Origin of the sequence: Cryobacterium arcticum, from assembly GCF_001679725.1 — a bacterium.
Classification (GTDB): Bacteria; Actinomycetota; Actinomycetes; order Actinomycetales; family Microbacteriaceae; genus Cryobacterium; species Cryobacterium arcticum_A.
In genome coordinates this window covers 284,322-305,060 of the sequence record NZ_CP016282.1, presented here as the reverse complement: position 1 = coordinate 305,060, position 20,739 = coordinate 284,322, and the positions used below count along the sequence as shown (strand labels likewise).

The window sequence follows — 20,739 nt, the reverse complement described above, 5'->3', positions numbered from 1 at the left end:
CCACTCGTGACTACGTACCGAGCAACTCGGCGAGCTCATCGAGAGTCTCTCGTGCAAGCGCCTGGACCACCGCATCGTGGTTTGCCCAGGGCGTCGTCTGCTCGTTGAGTACTTTGACGAGAGCGCGCAGGCGTCCCCGGCTCTGCTGACCCAGGCCGAGCAGCGCTTCGCTTGCATCGTCCATACAGGCCAGGAGTACCACTGCGTCTTCAGCGTGGCGGCCCCGCGCTCGGGAGTCCGCCAGATAGGCAGCACCCTTGAGCACCAGCGCGCCACGCACGGTGGGGACGACGAGCCGGACTGTGTCTATTTCCGTCAGTACATCGACATTGATCGTTTGCTGGAGTGCGCGGGTGCCCCCGGGGATTCCGAAGAGTGGGCGGCCGTCATATCGAGTGCCCCTGAAGATGAGCTGACGATCGGCGCACATCAGGTCTACCCGCTCACTTCCTCGATCGAAGCGGTATGCGTGCTTGGTGGACCTGTCCAGTACATAGCCGGCTCCTTGCAGGAGCGCAGCGGCCTGGGGGAAAGTGATCGCCTCAGTTTCGAGATGGAGAGCGGAGTCCACGTCCACTGTCGTGCGCGGGGCGGGGAGCTCAGAGAGCTCAGCGTGGAGCTTCACCATGAGGCCGCCGACCAGAGTCCAGGAGCTGTGCGGCAGGAGCCTCGCGAGCTCGAACGCTGAGGGCCACGGCGGCTCGTCCCATTTGCTGGAGCGAGCATCGACGTTGACCAGCGGACGGCTGGCTATCGGACGGTCACTCATAGAGCTGCCTGCACTGCGGAGAGCCACTGGGATGCGGCTGAGCTTTCACGCGCGTCGCCGTAGGTGTACAGGGCCAGGGCCTCAAGAGCTTTGCGGTGGGCCTCGTCGCCTTCGATGACAGCGATGTCGCCGGCGTCATCCAGGCCGAGCCGGCCCCTTCTGGCCGCGCGGCTGGCGTCCTGTGCGACGAGCACGCCAAGTCCGCCGCCAACGGAGAGTCCGAGCTCACCGGCCAGCCCAGCCACGAAACGGCTCTTGGCCTCGTCGCTCACAGCTCGCCTCAGAGACACGCGGCCCCGGAGGATCTGCCCCGCGAGCGTGCCCACGTCGACGGTGCGAATGCGCTGCTTGAGTCGACTTCGCTCGGTGCTGCTCAGCGCCGTGTTGGTTAGATCAGAGGTCTTTCCGGTCGCAAGCAAGTCGAGAGCAGCCTTTTGCACTTCGTCTGTCCAGTTGCGGCCTCGGTGGGCTGTGCGTTCGAGAGCCTGAACCTGGCGCTGGGAGAAGGCGTGGGATGCACCGTGCTTGGTGGCGACGATTCGTCCAGAAGCCGCAGAACGCCTGACTTGGCGAGCGGATACACCTAGCTCACTGGCGGCCTGAGACGTGGATAGATGCATACATAAATAGTCCCATGTAGGACTATAAGTGTCAATAATGAGTGCAGGCGCCTCGGGAAGTCTCAGGCAGACTGCACGAGCGCGAACACGATGCCAGCGGCGACGATGAGGGCTCCGGCGATGGGCCAACTCAGTCGCGGTCGTTGCGCTCCAACGATCATGGACAGGGCGGCCAGGAGACACGGCACCATCGCCCAGATCGGAGCCAAGACGTAGGGGCGCCACGCTTCCGTGCACGCATCCGCGACATCGGGTCGAGGCTCGAGCCCGTAGTTCGGCACCCAGCAGGTGAAGACCAGACGCCCGCCCTGATACAGAGTGAGTGTTCCGAGAACAATGAGGGAGGCGGCGACGGCGATGATGCCTACCCACATCGAGATAAGCATTGACGTCTTTCGACGAATGACCGATTCGACTGCGCTGCTCAGCAGCTCGCGGGACTCAGAGAGCTCAAGCACGGGTGAATTCACAACATCCATGTCACGCCTCCATCTTCAGGAGCATACGCGAGGCTCTCGTGTGCGCTGTGCCGGTCCACAGGGAACCGGTCCGCGCTCGTTCCTGAGCTGGTCTTGCGGAATGAGACGTCTGGCGACGATCCGGCGGCTCCCACCGACGCTGGGCCGTCGTTGGCGCACAACACTCTGGTCTAAACCGGAGCTAGGAGCGGAGTCGGCTGGCAACCAGCAAAAAAGAAAAGGCCCCATGATCGGCTAAATTCTTGATCAAAGGGCCTTTGTGTGTAGCGGGAGCGGGAATTGAACCCGCGACACCACGATTATGAGCCGTGTGCTCTAACCAACTGAGCTACCCCGCCTTAGGCCTTCAGAGCTTAGCTCCCAAGCCTGAGCCCCCTGTGGGAATCGGACCCACTACCTCTTCCTTACCAAGGAAGTGCTCTACCAATGAGCTAAGGGGGCAAAACTTCATAGTTCTGAAGCTGAACCGTGCTTTTGGCAACCGGTAAACATTATCACCTCGCGAGACCTCTCTGCGACACAGGGCGCTCATCCGCCGCGATTGTGACGCCGGGCAGCACCCAGGTGGTGAAGGATGCGCCGGTGGCGGCCAGGTGCAGCCCCTCCTGGCCGGCAGAGAAGACCGCCGATCCCAGCTCCGCCGGGAGGGTGCCGACGACGCCGCCCAGCGGCACCACCCAGGCCGGCAGGGTCACGTCAGCCGCGGCGCGGGTGGCGAGCAGCAGCACCGTCTCCCCCGCGCTCTCGCGCACGTAGACGAGCGCGTCGTCGCCCACGTGCAGCCAGCGGAGCCCGCCGGTGCTGAGCGCCTCGTGCGCCCGGCGCAGCCCGATCAGCGCCGCGTAGAGGTCGATGCTGCCGGCCACCTCGGGGTCGGCCGCGGTGGACCAGGGCATCGGCGTGCGGGAGTGCTCGCCGTCGATCCCGGCCAGGCCGAACTCGTCACCGGCGAACACCACCGGGATGCCCGGCAGTGTCACCGAGAGGCCCACCGCCACCGGCACCACCTCGGCCTCGGCGTGGGTGCGGAACCTGGCGGTGTCGTGGGTGTCCAGGGCGTTCATGGTGGCCAGCCGGGTGCGCCAGGGGAATCCGGCGGCGAAGCGGGTGTGCGCCCGGTGGAACTGGGCGCCGGTGTGCGCCGGGATACGGCCCAGCGGCACGCCGAAGAATGAGGGCACCGGGTCGGGCCGACAGAGCCATGACCAGAGCGGCTTGGTGAAGTTGGCGTAAGTCATCGCTCCGTGCCAGGCGTCGCCCTGGAAGTCGGCCGCGGCGTCGTTGGTGAATTCGCCGAGCAGGATGGTGTCGGGGTTCACCTCGAGCATGGTCTGCCGGATGGCCTGGCGGACCTCGGCGTTGAGGTCCTCGTCGCCGAGGCGGCCGGTCATGTTCGCCACGTCGATGCGCCAGCCGTCCAGGCTGAACGGCGGCTCCAGCCATTTCGCAACGACCGAGTCCGCGCCCTCGATGAACCGGCGGCGGAGCTCCGGGGAGGTCCAGTTGAACTTGGGCAGCTCGGGCACGCCGAGCCAGGACATGTAGTCGCGCTGCTCGGCGTCGAGCCAGTAGTAGAAGGCGCTTTCGGGCGCCGCTGGGGTGCCGTGGGCCGCCCGGAACCACTCGTGGCCGTCGCCGGAGTGGTTGGCCGTGAGGTCGCCGATCACCTTGAACCCGCGCGCATGGGCGGCCTCGACGAGCCGGATGAGGGCCGCGTCGCCGCCGAGCAGCGGATCGACCTCGGTGAAGGCAGCGGCGTCGTAACGATGGTTGGAGCGGCCCGGGAAGACCGGGGTGAGGTAAAGCAGGGTCACGCCGAGCCGTTCGAGATGGTCGAGGTGCTCGGTGATGCCGTCGAGGTCACCGCCATAGAACTGGTGCGAACGCCCCGGCGGCAACTGGTCGACGGCGTCGCCCCACTGCGCGGGCATGGCCCAGTCCGGTGCCTCGCGCGTGTCGGCGGCGGCGGAGCGGCCGAACCGGTCGGGGAAGACCTGGTACATCACGCTGGTCGCGGCCCAGTCCGGCGGGGCCGGGTGGGCGACGAGCTTGAAGTCCTCGGAGTCGAGGGTCTCGATGTCGTGCAGCCCGCTGGCGTTCAGCCACCAGTGGCCGCCGTCGGCCATGTCGATCAGGAACCGGTAGCCGTGCACCGGGTTCTCCACCCGGAGGTCCGCGGCCCACCAGGCGTATCCGTCAGCGTCCGTGCCGGCCGAACCGAGTGGCCGGGCGTCGTCGAATCGCGGCTCCTGGTCGGGGTTGGACCGGGTGCGCACCGTGGCCACGGCGCCGAAGGCGAGCGGGATGCGCAGCCGCACCGTGACGACGTCGCCCAACGACGGGGCGGGGGTCGAGACGTAGAGCGGGGAGCCATCGTGGTGCGGCAGGGCGTGGAGCGGCGTGGCGCCGGGCGGTTGCAGGTGCTGCGGAGTCGGGTGGAACGGCATCCGGCGCTTACTTGACGGAGCCGGCCGTGAGGCCGCCCACGATGTACTTCTGCAGCCAGAGGAACAGGGCCATCACCGGTAGGGCCGCGAGCACGGCGCCGGCCGCGAAGACCGAGTAGTTGCTCGAGAACTCCTGCGACACGAACTGATAGAGGCCCACCGCGAGGGTCTGCTTCTCGGGGGTGATCAGCACGATGCTCGCGATCACGAACTCGTTGGTGGTGCCCACGAACGAGAGCAGCCCGACCACCGCGAGGATGGGCGCGACCAGGCGCAGGATGATGGTGAAAAAGATGCGCGCGTGGCCGGCGCCGTCGAGCTTGGCCGCCTCGTCGATGGAGGCCGGGATCGTGTTGAAGAAGCCGTACATCAGGTAGGTGTTCACGCCGAGCGCGCCGCCGAGGTAGACCATGATCAGGCCGATCTGGGTGTCGAGGCCGATGGCGGGGAAGATGTCCGAGATGCCGTTGAGCAGCAGGAAGATGGCCACGACGGCCAGCAGCTGCGGGAACATCTGCACGAGCACGAGCATCAGCAGGCCCACCCGGCGGCCGGTGAAGCGCATCCGAGAGAAGGAGTACGCCGCCAGGGCCCCCAGGAACACGGTGCCGGCCGAGGTGATGCCGCCGATCAGCAGGGTGTTGGCGTACCAGTCGGCGTAGGGCTGCTGCGGCAGGTTGAAGAGGGTGACGTAGCTGCCGATGTCGATCTGGCTGAACAGGCCGTTGGCGGTGATCAGGGTGCCGCCGGGGTGCAGCGACGCCGAGAGAACGTAGAGCAGCGGGAAGGCGGAGAAGACCACCATGACGGCGCCGATGAGGTGGCGCCAGCCGGTGGCGCGGAACCAGCGGCCGAAGCTGAAGGGGCGCTTCACCGGGATGTAGTCGGTGTCGCTCGGGGCTGCGATGCTCGGTGCGATGGCCATCTCAGTTCAACTCCTCTAGTGCCTTGGTCTGTCTGAAGCTGATGATCGACACGAGGGCCACGAGCACGAAGATCAGGATGGAGAAGGCGCTCGCCAGCCCGTAGTCACGGTTGGCGCCGACGAAGGCGACCTTGTAGACCATCGAGATGAGGATGTCGGTGGCGCCGACGTTCACCCCGGCCGTGACGTCGCGTGGGCCGCCGTTGGTGAGCATGTAGATGAGGTTGAAGTTGTTGAAGTTGAACGCGAACGAGGCGATCAACAGCGGCGACACCGACACCAGCAGCAGCGGCAGCTTGATCAGCCGGAAGACCTGCCAGGGCTTCGCGCCGTCCACCGTGGCGGCCTCCTGCAGCTCGCCGGGGATCGACTGCAGCGCGCCCGTGCAGACCAGGAACATGTAGGGGAAGCCCAGCCAGAGGTTCACGAAGATGATGCTGAACTTGGCCAGCCACTCGTTGGTGAGCCATGGGATCTCCGCGCCGCCGAAGAGCACCTGGTTGATGAAGCCGAACTGCGGATTGAGCATGCCGGCCCAGACCAGGGCGGAGAGGAACGCGGGGAAGGCGTAGGGCAGGATCATCACGACGCGGTAGACGTTGCGGCCGCGCATCCTGAGGTCGTTGAAGACGATGGCCAGGAACAGGCCCAGCGCGAAGGTCGTGGCCACCGAGAGGAAGGCGAAGGCGAAGGTCCACAGGGTGACGCTGATCAGCGGGCCGCGGATGGAGTCGGTGCCGAAGGCCTTGGCGAAGTTGGCCAGGCCCACTTCCACCTTCCAGCCGGGCTGGAGCTCGCTGCCGTCGGCGGCGACGAAGGAGCCCTGCGACGGGTCCTCGGTGTAGACCACGCCGGTGCCGGTGTTCGTCATGGTTCCGGCGGCCTCGTCGTAGACGAGGTCGGAGAGGTAGAGGTAGGCGGCGGAGCCGTCCGGGGTGCGCAGGCTTCCGTCGTTCGGGTCGTCGGAAAGGGGCACGGCCACGGCCGCGATGGCCTCCTGGTTGGACACGATGTCCGCGAAGTTGAGGGTGGTGTAGCCGGGCAGGCCCACGGCCTGGCCGGAGCCGTCCGTCTCGGCATCCGTCACGGTCTTGAGCGGGGTGTCGGCGTTGCCGACGCTGATGTCGCCGTCGGGATCGGTGACCAGGAAGCTGTAGACGCCGGCCTGTTCGAGCACGGTGAGGGCGTAGGTGGGCGAATCGGGCACGCGCTCCTGCGCCGACAGGATGAGCGAGGAGACCGCATCGTCCTTGGTGCTGTTGTGTCCGGTGCCGTAGTTGGTGAAGGCGATGTAGCCGGAGTACCCCACCACGAAGATCTGGAAGATGAGCAGGAAGATCAGGCCGGGGGTGAGGTACTTGGCCGGCAGGCCCTTGACCCGGAAGTAGATCCAGTTGACCGCCACGGTGACGACGAGGACCAGTCCGAAAACCAGCCAGTCCTGCTTGGCGAACAGCACGAAGAGGGCGTAGACGCTGATCGCGTCGACGATGCCCAGCACCAGCACCTTGACCAGCAGTACCTTGATGCCGGCGGATGCGGCCTCCGCGATGCGGCTCGCCTGCCGCTGCCTCTTGGCGGCGACGATCTGGGCCCGGTCGTGCCCGGTTCCGGGGGTAGTCATCATTGTCTGCTCTCGATGTGAGGTGCGGGTGCTGCGAGTGCTGCGCTTCTGCGGGTGGTGCGGCGTAGCGGTGGTGCGGTGATCGGGTGCGCCCGGCCCCGACGAGGCCGGGCGCACCTGGGAGGAGCCGGTTGTTACTGGATGGCGGCCGCGATGTCCGCGGTCATCTTCTGCCACAGCTGCACGGGGTCACCCTGGTTGCTGATGATGGCGGCCTCGGTAACGCCCCAGAACTGCCAGACCTTGCCCATCTGCGGGATGTTGGGCATCGGCACGGCCGTGGCGCCGACGGCGCCAAAGCCGGCGGTGATCGGGTCGGAGCTGGCGGCTTCGAACGCGGCGGTGAGCGCCGGCGGGCGCCCGCCGACCTCATAGAGCGCGGTCTGCACGTCTTCACTGCCGATGTAGTTCACCAGGAACTCGTTGGCGGCGATGGCGTTCTTGGTCTTGGCGCTGACCATGAAGCCCTGCACGCCCACGAACGGCTGGGCGGGCTGGCCGCCCGCCGAGGGAACGGCGTCGACGGACACGTCGATGCCGGCGGCCTGGGCGTCCGGCACGTTCCACGGTCCGGTGAGCAGGAACGGGGAGGCGCCGGCGTAGAACTTCTCCTTGGCGATGTCGCCGGTGAGGTTGACGCTCATCCGCCCGGCCGCACCCTCGGCGGCAAGCCAGGTGGCGAAGGCCTCGCCACCGGCGTTGCCCACAGTGAGGTCGTCGGGGTTGTAGCTGCCGTCGGCGTTGGTGCCGAAGACCGGGGCGCCGAACGAGGTCTGGAACGGGTAAAGGTGGTACGGGTCGGCCTCGGGGCCGATCTGCACGAGGTAGGGGAACTCGGTGCCCGCGGCGGTGCCGGCGGCGACCATGTCGTCGAAGGTGGCCGGGGCCGTGGGGGCGAGGGCCGTGTTGCGCAGCAGCGCGATGTTCTCGATCGAGTACGGCACTCCGTAGGTCTTGCCCTCGTAGCTCATGGCGGTGACGGCGACCTGCTGGTAGTCGGCCGCGGTGTCGCCGAGCTCGACGGGCTGCACGACGCCGTTGCTCACGAAGTTGCCCAGCCAGTCGTGGGCGGCGATCGTGATGTCGGGGCCCTTGCCGGTGGGAACCTGCGCGATGAACTCTTCCTGGATCTTGGCGAAGTCCTTCTGGACGAGCTTGACCTTGACGCCGGATTCCTTGGTGAAGGCCGCGGCGGCGTCCTTCAGCACGGCGGCGCGGTCGGCATCGACCCACACTGTCAACGTGCTGGAATCGGCGTCCGAGGTGGCGCCGCTCGAGTCGGATCCAGCCGAGCATCCGGCCAGGGCCAGGGACGCCGCGACGGCTATCGCGCCCGCGGCAAGCAGGCCATTCTTCTTCACCATCATTGGTGTGCCTTTCGTAATCAACATTGACATTTGTGCAAGCGGTTACATGTATACCTGTCATTTTCTCGATTAGCAACCCAGTGTGTGGTTATCTACAGCGCTGAGGTCAATATGCGGTTGCAGATTAGTGGAAGCGCTTGCACGTTCGTCGGAATGCCGTAGTCTGTCCGTCATGACAGGCACAGAGTGGTGGCGTACCGCCGTTATTTATCAGATCTACCCACGGTCGTTCGCTGACGCGAACGGCGACGGCATGGGCGACCTCGCGGGCATCCGTTCCCGCCTGCCCCAGCTGGCCGAGCTCGGGGTGGATGCCATCTGGCTCTCGCCGTTCTACCGGTCGCCGCAGCGCGACGCGGGCTACGACGTTTCCGACTACTGCGACGTCGATCCGCTCTTCGGCACGCTCGCCGATTACGACGCCATGCAGGATGCCGCGCACGCGCTGGGCATCCGGGTGATCGTGGACATCGTGCCCAACCACTCCTCCAGCGACCACCCCTGGTTCCAGGCGGCACTGGCGGCCGGGCCCGGCAGCGAGGAGCGCGGGCACTACATCTTCCGCGACGGCCGCGGCGAGAACGGCGAACTCCCGCCGAACAACTGGGAGTCCGTCTTCGGCGGCAACGCCTGGACCCGCACCGTGGACCCCGACGGCACGCCGGGCCAGTGGTACCTGCACCTCTTCGACACCACCCAGCCCGACTTCGACTGGGACAACGAGTGGGTGCGCACCCAGTTCCGGGACGTGCTGCGCTTCTGGCTCGACCGCGGCGTCGACGGCTTCCGGGTGGACGTGGCCCACGGCATGATCAAGGCCAAGGGCCTGCCCGACTACACTCCGCCGGTCGACGGCGGAAGCATGGGCGGGGCCACCTCGCTCGAGCCCGGCGTCGTGGCCGAGCCCGTTGCCGGCGCGCCCTACTGGGCTCAGGACGGCGTGCACGACATCTACCGCGACTGGCGCCAGGTGCTCGACGAGTACGAGGGCGACCGGATCCTCGCCGCCGAGGCCTGGGTCGACCCGCTCGACCGGGTGGCCCAGTGGGTGCGCTCCGACGAGATGCACCAGGCCTTCAACTTCGCCTACCTCGAGACCCCGTGGGACGCCGCGCCGCTCAAGCGCGTGATCGACGACTCCCTGGCCGCGTTCAGCGCCGTCGGCGCCCCGAGCACCTGGGTGCTCTCCAACCACGACGTGGTGCGCCACGCCTCCCGGCTGGCCCTGACCGCGGACAACCTGCAGGGCCACGGCATCGGCCCGAACACCGTTGGACTGCCCGACACCCAGGTGGGCCTGCGCCGGGCCCGCGCCGCATCCTCGCTGATGCTGTCGCTGCCCGGTTCGAGCTACATCTACCAGGGCGAGGAACTCGGCCTGCCCGAGGTCATCCACCTGCCGGATTCCTCCCGCGAGGACCCCACCTGGTTCCGCACCAACGGGGAGCGCTACGGCCGCGACGGCTGCCGCGTGCCGATCCCCTGGGAGGCGGCCTCGCCGTCGTACGGCTTCGGCCCCAGCCCGGCCAGCTGGCTGCCCCAGCCGGCCGAGTGGGCCACTCTGGCCCGGGATGCGCAGGAGGGCGTCGAGGGATCGACGCTGGAGCTTTACACGCTCGCACTCAAGCTGCGCCGCGAGCACGGCCTCGGACTCGGTTCGGTCGACTGGCTGCCGTCGCCCAGCGACAGTGTGCTCGTATTCCGCAACGGGAATGTCGTCGTCGTGGCGAACACCGGCGACCAGCCGGTGGAGCTGCCCGACGGCGACCTGCTGCTCAGCAGCGAACTCCTCGAGGGACGCACTCTCCCCGGCGACACCACCGCCTGGCTGCAGGCCTGATCCGGGCCGCACGGCGGCGGTCGCCCCGCATCCCGCACAACGCCTTCTCATCGGGCGCTCACATCCTGCTCCCAGCGAGTGCCGATGTGCGGGATGCCAGACTGGGGTGGTCGCCGCTCTGTGCGCGCGGCATCGTTGGAGAGCCGCACCGTGTGATCGCAACACGGTGGATGACGGCGTTGGTGGATGAGGGAGAACTCGTGACGGACCAGGACGCCGAATGGCCGACCGACCTCCGAGCACTCCGGACCGAGCTGACTCGCTTCATGATGTCGTACAAGTTCGCGACCGACGAGATGATGACCAAGGTCAACATTCTCAAGGAAGAGTTCAGTGCGATCCATGACTACAGCCCGATCGAGCACGTCAGCCACCGGCTGAAGTCGCCCGAGGGCATCCTCAAGAAGGCCACCCGCAAGGGCTACCCGATGCACCTCGAGGGCATCCGGGAGAACATCCAGGACATCGCGGGCATCCGGATCACCTGCAGCTTCATCTCAGACACCTATCGGGTACTGGAGATGCTGACCAGCCAGCAGGACATCACGGTGCTGCAGGTCAAGGACTACATCAAGAACCCGAAGCCGAACGGCTACAAGAGCCTGCACCTGATCGTGGCTATTCCGGTCTTCATGTCCGACCGGGTGCAGCCCGTGACCGTCGAAGTGCAGATCCGCACCGTGGCGATGGACTTCTGGGCCAGCCTGGAACACAAGATCTTCTACAAGTACGACGGGGCGGTGCCGGCCGCCCTCGTGGGCGAGCTCAAACAGGCCGCGGATGTGGCCCACCGGCTGGACGTGGACATGGAGCGCCTGCACGACCAGGTGGTGTCGCTGGGCACCGTCGCCGAGCCGGTGGCGCAGCGCGAGCTTCAGTCCGCACCCAACGGAGCCGACGGCATGCCGTTCCCGCTGCCCCGCTCGTTGCTCGAGGCGTTCCTGGCCAAGGCCGTCTGAGCCGACGCCCGCGCCGGTCGAGCCCGTCGAGACCCCGCGCGGGATCGTAGGACAGGTCACCAGGTTTCGACAAGCTCAACCACCGTATGGGCGCGCCGTGCGCAGAGTCCGCGAGCCGACCTCAGGAACGCCACCACACGTCGGTCGAGCCTGTCGCGACCCCGGGTGGGATCCCAGGACGGGTCACCAGGGTTCGACAAGCTCAACCACCGTATGGCCGCGCCGTGCGCAGAGTCCGCGAGCCGGACTCGGGAACGCCACCACACGTCGGTCGAGCCCGTCGAGACCCCGCGCGGGATCGTAGGACAGGTCACCAGGTTTCGACAAGCTCAACCACCGCATGGGCGCGCCGTGCGCAGAGTCCGCGCGCCGGACTCGGGAACGCCACCACACGTCGGTCGAGCCTGTCGAGACCCCGCGCGGGATCGTAGGACGGGTCACCAGGTTTCGACAAGCTCAACCAGCGCATGGGCGCGCCGTGCGCAGAGTCCGCGCGCCGGACTCGGGAACGCCACCACACGTCGGTCGAGCCTGTCGAGACCCCGCGCGGGAACGTGAGACCGGTCACCAGGTTTCGACAAGCTCAACCACCGTATGGCCGCGCCGTGCGCAGAGTCCGCGCGCCGGACTCGGGAACGCCACCACACGTCGGTCGAGCCTGTCGAGACCCCGCGCGGGATCCCCGGACGGGTCACCAAGTTTCGACAAGCTCAACCACCGTATGGGCGCGCCGTGCGCAGAGTCCGCGCGCAGGACTCGGGAACGCCACCACACGTCGGTCGAGCCTGTCGAGACCCCGCGCGGGATCGTAGGACGGGTCACCAGGTTTCGACAAGCTCAACCAGCGTATGGGCGCGCCGTGCGTGGACTCCCGGGCTGGGCTGCTGGCGGTGGCCTAGTTGGTGTTGGCGCGGAGCCAGACCAGCGGGTCCACCTTGGTGCCGTTGATGCCGCCGAGGCGGATCTCGAAGTGCAGGTGCGGGCCGGTCGACATGCCCGTGGAGCCGACCTGGCCGATGACCTGACCGACCTTCACGACGTCGCCGGTCTTCAGCAACATCGACCCGTGGATCATGTGCGCGTAGACGCTGGATACCAGTTCGCCGTTGATCATGTGGTCGATGACCATGTGCACGCCCAGGCTGCCTTCGCCGTCCTCGGCGTAGCTGACGACGCCGTCGGCGATCGACTGGATAGGAGCCCCGAGGCCGGGGTTGAAGTCCTGGCCGCCGTGGTTGACCGAGCAGCCGGCGCAGTTGCGGTAGCCGAACTGGTCGCCGACGTGCACACCCACCGCGAACGGCCACTGGATGGTGCCGTTCGGGTTGTTGGTGAAGTCAGCCTCGAGGCGGATGCCGCTGGCCGCGGCCACTTCGGCGATGGACTTGGATTCGAAGCTGTCCTGCTCCACCGTGATGGTGTCCGTACCGCTGGCGAGGTTGATGACCTGGGCAGGGCCGCCGTCGGCGGGCTTCTGCGCCTGGTGCGCCGCGGCCTGCACGTCGCTGGAGGACAGCAGGGCGTCGGCGGGGATCGAGGTGGCCACGGCCATCAGTGCCACGAAAGTCATGGCGACGATCGATCCGCTGCGGGCGGCGAGCATGCGCATGCGGTGGTGTCCGGAACGGGTGGACACGGGAGTGCGCTTGACCGGGGCCGGCAGCGCACGGGTGCGCGGCACGAACTCGGGCAACACCCGCTCGGCCTCGGGCGACTCCTGGGGCGCCTGTGCGGCCGGAACGGCGGTGACGGTGGGCGTGGCCTCATCCTTCGCCTGCGCGGCGCGCAGCTGGGCGCGCAGGGCCGCGCGGGAGGGCAGTGGGATCGAGGTCGTCGTGGTGTTCGGCGACACGTCGGTGGGGAGCTGCTCGTAGGCCGGCTCCGCGGGGAGGACGAGATCCGCTTCGCGCACGACGACGGACTCGACATGCGGCTCGTCCAGCTCGGCGTCGACAACGAGAAGCGCCTCGGGCGTGAGCTCTGCGGCGCCGGCGGCAACAAAGTCGGTGGATTCGTGGCCTGCGGCCGGGGCGTCCTGAGCGGGGGAGGCGTCTTCGGCCAGTCGGCGCTCGAGTTCGCGCTGTTCGCGGCGGGTCAGCACCGGCTGCGGGGTGTTCGACGGAGCCGGGAACGGCGACAATTCGTCGTCTTGTGAGGGGTCACTCGAGTCGGGCGCGGAGGCATCCGAGAACGGGGAGTGACGTGACAAGGGCGGGAACTTTCAGCGCGTAGGACAGGGAAAAATCGGGTGATTTGGCTCTAGCCAAAGTAACGAATAGATAAAGGCTAGCTTGCGAGCCGCGAAAATTCCATTTCGCGACGGCGAATCACACCCGAAAACGGGGTGGTGCGCACCCCGTCGGGGCGACTCGGGCCGCTTCGATCATGGGACGAGAACCGGCGTGTGACCCGGCATCGCAAGGGACGCGCCGGTAGCGCCGCCGGGGAATCCTCATATGTCGTCGTCGGCCATAAAATCCTGGAAAAGTTCGGTCAGCAGCGGTTCGGCCGTGCGGTAGAGATCCGGGGCGGCCGCGATGAGAAGGCTCTGGCCTTCACGGTCGTCACCGAACGCACCGACCCGGGCGCCGGCCTCTGCGGCGACGAGAGCGCCGGCGGCGTGGTCCCATGGCTTCAGGCCACGCTCGTAATAGAGGTCGAGCCGGCCGGCCGCCACCCCGCACAGATCGAGGGAGGCGGCGCCCATCCGGCGCACGTCGCGCACCTCGTGGATGAGGCCCTGCAGTACCTGCGCCTGCCGGGTGCGTCGGGCCGAGTCGTACGAGAAGCCGGTTCCGAACAGGGCCAGCGACAGCGGCACTCCGCTGGCCACCTGGAGGCGGCGTCCGTTGAGGTGAGCACCGTGGCCGGCGCGCGCCGAGAACAGCTCGTCGATGGCGGGGTTGCGCACCGCGCCGGCCAGGGCCGTCCAGGTGGCCGGGTCGGCGTCGCCCTCGACCACGGCGATGCTCACACCGTAGAACGGGATGCCGTAGAGGTAGTTGACGGTGCCGTCGATGGGGTCGACAACCCAGGTGAGGCCCGACGTGCCATTGGTGGCGGTGGACTCCTCGCCGTAGAAGCCGTCGTCGGGTCGCGCATCCGCCAGCAGGCCGCGGATGAGGGCCTCGGTCTCGCGGTCGGCCAGGGTCACCACGTCCTCCGGGGACGACTTGGATGCGGCGATCTCCACGCCCTCGGCGCGGCGGAGGCGCGCCAGCTCCCCGGCGACCGTGGCGGTCTCCTGGGCGAGGACGAGCAGTTCGGCGGTGGCTGCAGTGGTCATCCGCCCACGGTACGCCACGGCACCCGACCCCGACAGGGCGGCTGGGCATCCGGCGGGTTAACGCACGAACGCGCCGGAGGTCCGGCGCGTTCGTTGTGCTGTGTTTGTGCAGTTCTTGCTGTGGCGAGTGCGAGATTCGAACTCACGAAGGCTACGCCGTCTGATTTACAGTCAGATCCCTTTGGCCGCTTGGGTAACTCGCCAGTGCATACCCGACCATATGTGACCACGTGACCGGAGACGCTCAGACAGAATACAAGCCAGAGGGCCCAAGTGCGAAATCAGGGTGGGCGACCCGCCGCTCGGCCGGTGGATATGATCGGCTAATACCCCTTCTTGCACGCCGGTAAGGAACCCGAATGGTCGGCATCGACGAGGTCGCCCGCCGCGCGGGCGTCTCCACCGCCACGGTTTCGCGCGCCCTGAGCGGCAACGGCCACGTGTCTCCGGCCACCCGGTTGAAGGTCAAGGCCGCCGCGCTCGAGCTGGGTTATGTGGTCTCGTCCAACGCGTCGAGCCTGGCGTCGGGGCGCATGAAGAACATCGGCGTCGTCGTACCGTTCCTCAACCGCTGGTTCTTCTCCAGCGTCGTCGAGGGCGCCCAGAAGGCGTTGCTGCAGAACGGCTACGACCTCACCCTCTACAACCTCACCGGCGGCGGCGACGAACGCCGCAGCGTGTTCGAGCACTTCCTGTTGCGCCAGCGAGTGGATGCCGTCATCGCGATCTCTCTCGAACTCACCGAGAGCGAGGTGGCCAGGCTGCACGCCCTGGGCAAGCCGCTGGTGGGCGTGGGCGGTCCGATCTCCGGGGTGCGCACCCTCACGATCGACGATGTGGCGGTGTCCAGGCTCGCCACCGAGCATCTGCTCGCGCTCGGCCACACCCGCATCGCGCACATCGGCGGCAACAAGGACTTCGACCTCGACTTCCACCTGCCCACGAACCGGCGCTTCGGCTACGAGGCCGCCCTGGACGGCGCCGGGATCGGGCTGTCGGCCGAGCTGTTCCAGCCGGCCGACTTCACCATCCGCGGCGGCTACCGGGCCGCCAAGCAGTTGCTCGGCAGCCCGCACGACCGCCCGACGGCGATCTTCGCGGCCTCCGACGAAATGGCGATCGGCAGCATCCTGGCCGCCCGCGACCTGGGCCTGGTGGTACCACGGGACGTCTCGGTCATCGGCGTCGACGACCACGAGCTGGCGGACTTCTTCGGCCTGAGCACCATCGCCCAGTTCCCGCAGGGCCAGGGGGCCAAGGCCGTGGAGATCCTGATGGACCAGCTGCACCCGGGCAAGCACGACCAGGCGGCGTTGAACACGCCGATGCCGTTCGAGCTCATCGTGCGTTCGAGCACCGCCCGCCCCGGCGGCTGAGCGGGAGCGCGGCCGGAGCGGGCAGCATCCGGCCCTTCTCGGTAACATGGCTCCCATGGCAGATTCAACGTTCGACATCGTCAGCAAGGTCGACCCCATGGAGGTCGACAACGCGCTCAACCAGGCTCACAAAGAGGTGGCTCAGCGCTACGACTTCAAGAACGTGGGCGCATCCATCGAGATGAGCGGCGAGAAGGTGCTCATGAAGGCCAACACCGAGGAGCGCGTCAAGGCGATCCTCGAGGTGTTCGAGTCGAAGCTGATCAAGCGCGGCATCTCGCTGCGCAGCCTCGACGCCGGCGAGCCGTACGCGTCGGGCAAGGAGTACCGCATCGAAGCCAGCATGAAGGCCGGCATCGACCAGGAGAACGCGAAGAAGATCAACAAGATCATCCGCGATGAGGGCCCCAAGGGCGTCAAGAGCCAGATCCAGGGCGACGAGCTGCGGGTCTCCTCGAAGAGCCGCGACGACCTGCAGTCCACGATGGCCCTGCTCAAGGGCAAGGACCTCGACGTGGCCCTCCAGTTCGTCAACTTCCGCTAGCCCTCCTCCGCCCCTCCCCCTCGCGACCTATGAGATAAGCCCCAGAATCTCGCGTTTTAGGGGCCTAACTCACGGTTCGCGGATGGTTAGGGGGCGTAGGCGCGCAGCCACCGGGTGAGCGCCGCGTACGCCGCCGCCCGCGGAGCCGGAGCCGAGAGAACGACGTCGTGCAGTGCGCCCTCGATGCGCGCCACGGTGACCGAGGAACCCAGCCGCACCGCGGCCCTGGCGATGTCGTCGACCACCAGCACGCTGTCGGTGAACCGCATCTGGTCGCTCCACCGCGGCAGGATCGTCGACCGCGCCGAGAGCAGCGTGAGAATGGGCACGTCGATGCCCAGCCCGCCCGCCACGGCGGCCTGACCCTCGAGCACCGCGTTCAGCCAGGCGCGATGAGCCGGGAAACCGCGCGCCGGCCGCCAGAGCTTGTTGTAGCTCCACTCGCCGCCGGTGTCGGCCGAGACCGAGCGGGTGTAGAAGCCGAGGTCCACCTGGGGCAGGGTGCCCAACGGCTGCACCCGGGCGCCCAGCTGCACGAGGGGCGCGATGAAAGCGCGACCCGCACCGCCGGTCTGCAGCTCGAGCCACGGACTGTTCAACACCAGGGCATGCGCCCGGCCGGGATGCCGGGACGCCCACAGGCTCAGTGTGAGTCCGCCGGTGGAGTGGCCCATCAGCACCAAGCGGCGGCGAGACGGCCGCTCGGCGTTCTCCCCGTGGCCCATCGCGGTGAGGGCGGCGTCGATGTCCGCGTCGTAGGTGGCCAGGTCGGCCACGTAGCCGGGGGTCTGGTGGTCGCGCAGGCTGCGCCCGTACTTGCGCAGGTCCAGGGCGTAGAAACGGGCGCCCACCCGGTGCCAGTGTTCGGCGAGGCCGGTCTGGAAGAAGTAGTCCGACCATCCGTGCACGTAGAGCACGTCGATACCGTGCGCCGGGGCGAACGGCGAGACGAGCTCGGTCGCCGTCGGCCGGTGGCGAACCAGGGTGGCGACCACATCGCCCTCGCCGTCGCTGCCGAGCGGCAGCGTGGCCTGCTGGAAGCGCTCCCCGAGCAGATCCTCCTGCCACACGAGCTCCCCCATACCCCCACCCTAGAACGCGAACTGTGAGCTAGGCCCCGAAAACTCGCGTCTTTTTTGGGGCTTGACTCACAGTTCGCTGAGGCGAGGAGTGAGAGGTGGGCTAGAGCTCGGCGGGCACCTGGGCCCGGGAGATCTCGACCATCTCGTGACGGGGAACCACCTTGACGCGCACGCGACCCTGCTCGGCGCCGAGCGCGAGCTCGTGCTGGTCGAGGCGGTGCCAGCCGTCGAGGTCGGTGTATGCCACGCCGCGCTCGTCGAGCAGCTCGAGGATGCTCTCCTCGGAGGGCGACTCGGGCCGCCACCAGTTGCCGACATCGTTGATCAGGTGCCGCACGGTTTCCATGGCGTCGGACTTGGTGTGCCCGATCAGGCCCACCGGTCCACGCTTGATCCAGCCGGTGGCGTAGACGCCGTACATCTGCTGACTGGCCGTGCTGGACTCGAAGCCCGGCTCGCCCTTCCAGAGCACCTGGCCTTCGCGGTTGGGGATCACGCCGCGCTTCTTGTCGAATGGGATGCCCGGCAGCGAGGAGCCGTAGTAGCCGACGGCCCGGTAGATGGCCTGGATCGGCACCTCACGGATCTCACCGGTGCCCACGACGCCGCCCTGACCATCCGGTGCGGTGCGCTCGTACTTGAAGCCGCCGACGTGGCCGTTGCCGTCGTCGGTGACCTCCACCGGGCGGGCGAAGAAGTGCAGGTGCAGCCGTCGGGACGCGTTGCCGGTCTCGCGCTTCCGCCACTGGTTGAGCACCTTGTCGATCACGAAGACCTGCTTGTTGCTGGCCACGGCCGCGCGGGCGGCATCGTCGTAGTCGAAGTCCTCGTCATGCACGATGATGTCCACGTCGTTGAGTTCGCCGAGTTCGCGCAGCTCCAGCGGGGTGAACTTCACCGAGGTGGGGCCGCGGCGGCCGAACACGTGCACGTCGGTGACCGGGGAGGCCTTGAGGCCCTCGTAGACGTTCGCCGGGATCTCGGTGGGCAGCAGGTCGTCGGCGTGCTTGGCGAGGATGCGGGAGACGTCGAGAGCGACGTTGCCGTTGCCGATCACGGCGACCGACTTGGCCTCGAGCGGCCAGGTGCGCGGCACGTCGGGGTGGCCGTCGAACCAGCTCACGAACCGGGCGGCGCCGTAGGAGCCCTCGAGTTCGATGCCCGGGATGGCCAGGTCGGCGTCGTGCACGGCCCCGGTGGCGAAGATGACCGCGTTGTAGTGCTTCTTGAGGTCGTCCAGGGTGATGTCGGTGCCGTAGCGCACGTTGCCGAACAGGCGGATGTCGCCGCGGTCGAGCACGTCCCGGAGCGCCGTGATGATGCCCTTGATGCGGGGGTGGTCGGGCGCGACGCCGTAGCGCACGAGCCCGTAGGGGGCCGGAAGGTGGTCGAACAGGTCGATGGAGACATCGAAATTCCGCTCGGCCTTCAGGAGGATGTCTGCGGCGTAGATGCCGGCGGGGCCCGCACCGACTATGGCCAATCGCAACTTGGTCATGGAAGCCTTTCTAGCTGGATCGCTCGACGATGGTCTCGGCGAAACGGGTGAGCGCCTTCTTGACCGAGCCCTGCGGCAGGGGCTTGAGGGCGTCGACGGCATCACGGGCCCAACCGTGGGCCTCCGCGAGGGTCTGGGTGGTCACATCATGTTCGCGCAACGCGCTGATGGCGGAGTCGGCGGCCTCGGTGGTGGCGCCCTTGCTGTTCATCACATCGGCCTCGAGGCGGGCGACGAGGTCGACGGCCCGCGCATCCGTTGCCGCGCGTTCGCGCAGGCGCAGCAGCGGCAGCGTCGCGACTCCGGCGCGCAGGTCGGTGCCGGGCACCTTGCCGGTCTCCTGCGGCTGCGGCGACAGGTCGAGGACGTCGTCGATGAGCTGGAAGGCCACACCGATCCGCTCGCCGAACAGCACGACGGGCTCCTCGAACTCGGCGGGCGCGTTGGAGAAGATGATGCCGGACTGGGCGGCGGCGGCGATGAGCGACCCGGTCTTGTCGGCGAGCACCTGGATGTAGTGGTCGATCGGGTCCTGGTCGTCGGCGGGGCCCACGGTCTCGTGCAGCTGGCCGAGCACCAGGCGTTCGAAGGTGTCGCCCTGCAGGCGCACGGCGCGTTCGCCGAGCCGGCCCATCAGCTGGTTGGCGCGGGAGAAGAGCAGGTCACCGGCCAGGATGGCGATGGAGTTTCCCCAGACCACCTGCGCGCTGGGCACGCCGCGGCGCTTGTCGGCGTCGTCCATGACGTCGTCGTGGTACAGCGAAGCCAGGTGGGTGATCTCGATCGCGGTGGCGGCACGGATGACGTCGGGCACGGTGCCATCGCCCAGGTGGGCGGTGAGCAGCGCGAGCATCGGGCGCACGCGCTTGCCGCCGGCGTTGAGCAGGTAGCGGCTGGTGACGTTGGCGATCTCGTCGGCGAAGACGAGTTCGCCGAGCAGGCTCGTCGTCACGTCGTCGAGTCCGGTCTCGATGCTGGCGGCGAGGCCACGGTCGGCGGCCGTGGAGAAGATCCGATCGCTCAGGCCCAGCTGCGACGTTACCGACGGGCTCCGGCGGGCCACGGGGGCGGTCAATTTCACTCTGTCAGCCTAACGATCGGATCTGGGAGTTTCAGGAGGTTGGGGACGCTGCTGCGGCCGTCTTGATTCCGCGGTGCAGAGCCACGATACCGAGACTGAGGTTGCGGTAGGCCACGGCATCGTATCCGGCATCGCGCAGCCAGGCGCTGAGCGTGGGCTGGTCGGGCCAGGCGGCGATCGATTCGCCCAGGTAGTCGTAGGCCTCGGCGTTGGACGAGGCCAGCTTCACGATGCGGGGCATCACGTGGTTGAGGTAGGCGAAGTAGCCCACCCGGATCGGGGTGAACGGCGGGGTGGAGAACTCGCAGATGACCACACGGCCGCCAGGCTTGGTGACGCGGTAGAACTCGGCGATGGCCTTCTTGGGCTCCACGACGTTGCGCAGGCCGAAGGAGATGGTGACGGCGTCGAACTCGCCGTCCGCGAACGGCAGCGCCGTCGCATCCGCCTGTACGAACTCGACGTTCGGGTTGCCGGCGTGCCGCTCACGGCCCACCTTGATCATGCCCTCGGAGAAATCGGCGGCCACGACGTGCGCGCCGGTGTGCGACAGCGCGACGCTCGAGGTGCCGGTTCCCGCGGCGATGTCGAGGATGCGCTCGCCACGCTTCGGGTTCACGGCCCGGGTGGTCGCGACACGCCACAGCGAGGCGTTGCCCACGGAGAGCAGTGCGTTCGTGCGGTCATAGTGTGTCGAGACCAGATCGAACATGGCGGCGACCTGCGCTGGCTGCTTATTAAGATCTGCTCTACTCACCGGTCCAGTCTAGATTGCGGCGCCTGGGATACGGCGCGGCCGGGTGCCCGCGGGCGCAGGCGTAGGGTAGACGAGTGAATGCGCC

At 67.7% G+C, this 20,739-nt stretch carries 17 protein-coding genes and 3 tRNA genes; 4 read left to right on the top strand and 16 right to left on the bottom strand.

What is annotated here, in order from left to right; all coding sequences use genetic code 11:
• Nucleotides 1-10: 10 nt before the first annotated feature.
• The 9 genes from PA27867_RS01420 to PA27867_RS01380 form a co-directional block, all read right to left on the bottom strand.
• Nucleotides 11-769 (bottom strand): hypothetical protein, encoded by a 759-nt coding sequence (locus PA27867_RS01420; protein ID WP_066592211.1) that lies wholly within the window; start codon nt 767-769, stop codon nt 11-13.
• Nucleotides 766-1,209: a hypothetical protein gene (locus PA27867_RS01415; protein WP_066592208.1), complete on the bottom strand. Its 444-nt coding sequence runs from the start codon at nt 1,207-1,209 to the stop codon at nt 766-768. Before PA27867_RS01415 ends, PA27867_RS01420 begins: the two co-directional genes overlap by 4 nt.
• Nucleotides 1,210-1,451: 242 nt before the next feature.
• A complete protein-coding gene (locus PA27867_RS01410; protein ID WP_157109073.1) occupies nt 1,452-1,775 on the bottom strand; it encodes a hypothetical protein in 324 nt (107 codons plus the stop codon).
• 357 nt (nt 1,776-2,132) lie between these two features.
• Nucleotides 2,133-2,206 (bottom strand) — tRNA-Met (locus PA27867_RS01405).
• Nucleotides 2,207-2,237: 31 nt separating this feature from the next.
• Nucleotides 2,238-2,309, bottom strand: a tRNA-Thr gene (locus tag PA27867_RS01400).
• Nucleotides 2,310-2,362: 53 nt separating this feature from the next.
• Entirely contained in the window at nt 2,363-4,315 is a 1,953-nt protein-coding gene (locus PA27867_RS01395) for a glycoside hydrolase family 13 protein (protein WP_084020530.1), read from the bottom strand.
• 7 nt (nt 4,316-4,322) lie between these two features.
• On the bottom strand, nt 4,323-5,240 hold the full coding sequence (locus tag PA27867_RS01390; RefSeq protein WP_066592201.1) for a sugar ABC transporter permease: 918 nt from the start codon (nt 5,238-5,240) through the stop codon (nt 4,323-4,325).
• A gap of 1 nt (nt 5,241) precedes the next feature.
• Nucleotides 5,242-6,867, bottom strand: a complete 1,626-nt coding sequence (locus PA27867_RS01385; protein WP_066592199.1) for an ABC transporter permease subunit — start codon at nt 6,865-6,867, stop codon at nt 5,242-5,244.
• A gap of 131 nt (nt 6,868-6,998) precedes the next feature.
• On the bottom strand, nt 6,999-8,231 hold the full coding sequence (locus PA27867_RS01380; RefSeq protein WP_066592187.1) for a sugar ABC transporter substrate-binding protein: 1,233 nt from the start codon (nt 8,229-8,231) through the stop codon (nt 6,999-7,001).
• Between the two features lie 172 nt (nt 8,232-8,403).
• Between PA27867_RS01380 and PA27867_RS01375 the strand changes: the two genes are divergently transcribed.
• Both PA27867_RS01375 and PA27867_RS01370 read left to right on the top strand, forming a co-directional pair.
• Nucleotides 8,404-10,071 (top strand): alpha-amylase family glycosyl hydrolase, encoded by a 1,668-nt coding sequence (locus tag PA27867_RS01375; protein WP_066592183.1) that lies wholly within the window; start codon nt 8,404-8,406, stop codon nt 10,069-10,071.
• 200 nt (nt 10,072-10,271) lie between these two features.
• Entirely contained in the window at nt 10,272-11,030 is a 759-nt protein-coding gene (locus tag PA27867_RS01370; protein WP_236900792.1) for a GTP pyrophosphokinase, read from the top strand.
• Nucleotides 11,031-11,925: 895 nt separating this feature from the next.
• On the opposite strand, the gene PA27867_RS21330 is transcribed toward PA27867_RS01370, so the two are convergent.
• The 3 genes from PA27867_RS21330 to PA27867_RS01355 form a co-directional block, all read right to left on the bottom strand.
• Entirely contained in the window at nt 11,926-13,239 is a 1,314-nt protein-coding gene (locus PA27867_RS21330; RefSeq protein ID WP_157109072.1) for a M23 family metallopeptidase, read from the bottom strand.
• A gap of 243 nt (nt 13,240-13,482) precedes the next feature.
• Complete coding sequence (locus PA27867_RS01360) at nt 13,483-14,316, bottom strand: inositol monophosphatase family protein (protein WP_066592180.1); 834 nt, start codon at nt 14,314-14,316, stop codon at nt 13,483-13,485.
• Between the two features lie 121 nt (nt 14,317-14,437).
• Nucleotides 14,438-14,519, bottom strand: a tRNA-Tyr gene (locus PA27867_RS01355).
• Nucleotides 14,520-14,675: 156 nt separating this feature from the next.
• Here PA27867_RS01355 and PA27867_RS01350 point away from each other — a divergent pair.
• Both PA27867_RS01350 and PA27867_RS01345 read left to right on the top strand, forming a co-directional pair.
• Nucleotides 14,676-15,692 (top strand): LacI family DNA-binding transcriptional regulator, encoded by a 1,017-nt coding sequence (locus tag PA27867_RS01350; protein ID WP_066592178.1) that lies wholly within the window; start codon nt 14,676-14,678, stop codon nt 15,690-15,692.
• A gap of 55 nt (nt 15,693-15,747) precedes the next feature.
• Nucleotides 15,748-16,236: a YajQ family cyclic di-GMP-binding protein gene (locus PA27867_RS01345; protein WP_066598753.1), complete on the top strand. Its 489-nt coding sequence runs from the start codon at nt 15,748-15,750 to the stop codon at nt 16,234-16,236.
• 86 nt (nt 16,237-16,322) lie between these two features.
• On the opposite strand, the gene PA27867_RS01340 is transcribed toward PA27867_RS01345, so the two are convergent.
• The 4 genes from PA27867_RS01340 to PA27867_RS01325 form a co-directional block, all read right to left on the bottom strand.
• Nucleotides 16,323-17,318: an alpha/beta hydrolase gene (locus PA27867_RS01340; protein ID WP_066592176.1), complete on the bottom strand. Its 996-nt coding sequence runs from the start codon at nt 17,316-17,318 to the stop codon at nt 16,323-16,325.
• 100 nt (nt 17,319-17,418) lie between these two features.
• Entirely contained in the window at nt 17,419-18,816 is a 1,398-nt protein-coding gene (locus tag PA27867_RS01335; RefSeq protein WP_066592172.1) for an FAD-dependent oxidoreductase, read from the bottom strand.
• 10 nt (nt 18,817-18,826) lie between these two features.
• Nucleotides 18,827-19,897, bottom strand: coding sequence for a polyprenyl synthetase family protein (locus PA27867_RS01330; protein ID WP_157109071.1), 1,071 nt, complete (start codon nt 19,895-19,897; stop codon nt 18,827-18,829).
• Nucleotides 19,898-19,928: 31 nt separating this feature from the next.
• Nucleotides 19,929-20,654: a class I SAM-dependent methyltransferase gene (locus PA27867_RS01325; RefSeq protein WP_236900791.1), complete on the bottom strand. Its 726-nt coding sequence runs from the start codon at nt 20,652-20,654 to the stop codon at nt 19,929-19,931.
• Nucleotides 20,655-20,739 lie beyond the last annotated feature (85 nt).

Excerpts from the sequence above, each read along its gene's own strand:
- PA27867_RS01395 (WP_084020530.1), bottom strand. The coding sequence starts at position 4,315 with ATGCCGTTCCACCCGACTCCGCAGCACCTGCAACCGCCCGGCGCCACG.
- PA27867_RS01380 (WP_066592187.1), bottom strand. The coding sequence starts at position 8,231 with ATGATGGTGAAGAAGAATGGCCTGCTTGCCGCGGGCGCGATAGCCGTC.
- PA27867_RS01375 (WP_066592183.1), top strand. The coding sequence starts at position 8,404 with ATGACAGGCACAGAGTGGTGGCGTACCGCCGTTATTTATCAGATCTAC.
- PA27867_RS01360 (WP_066592180.1), bottom strand. The coding sequence starts at position 14,316 with ATGACCACTGCAGCCACCGCCGAACTGCTCGTCCTCGCCCAGGAGACC.
- PA27867_RS01335 (WP_066592172.1), bottom strand. The coding sequence starts at position 18,816 with ATGACCAAGTTGCGATTGGCCATAGTCGGTGCGGGCCCCGCCGGCATC.
- PA27867_RS01420 (WP_066592211.1), bottom strand. The coding sequence starts at position 769 with ATGAGTGACCGTCCGATAGCCAGCCGTCCGCTGGTCAACGTCGATGCT.
- PA27867_RS01385 (WP_066592199.1), bottom strand. The coding sequence starts at position 6,867 with ATGATGACTACCCCCGGAACCGGGCACGACCGGGCCCAGATCGTCGCC.
- PA27867_RS01350 (WP_066592178.1), top strand. The coding sequence starts at position 14,676 with ATGGTCGGCATCGACGAGGTCGCCCGCCGCGCGGGCGTCTCCACCGCC.
- PA27867_RS01390 (WP_066592201.1), bottom strand. The coding sequence starts at position 5,240 with ATGGCCATCGCACCGAGCATCGCAGCCCCGAGCGACACCGACTACATC.
- PA27867_RS01410 (WP_157109073.1), bottom strand. The coding sequence starts at position 1,775 with ATGCTTATCTCGATGTGGGTAGGCATCATCGCCGTCGCCGCCTCCCTC.
- PA27867_RS01345 (WP_066598753.1), top strand. The coding sequence starts at position 15,748 with ATGGCAGATTCAACGTTCGACATCGTCAGCAAGGTCGACCCCATGGAG.
- PA27867_RS01340 (WP_066592176.1), bottom strand. The coding sequence starts at position 17,318 with ATGGGGGAGCTCGTGTGGCAGGAGGATCTGCTCGGGGAGCGCTTCCAG.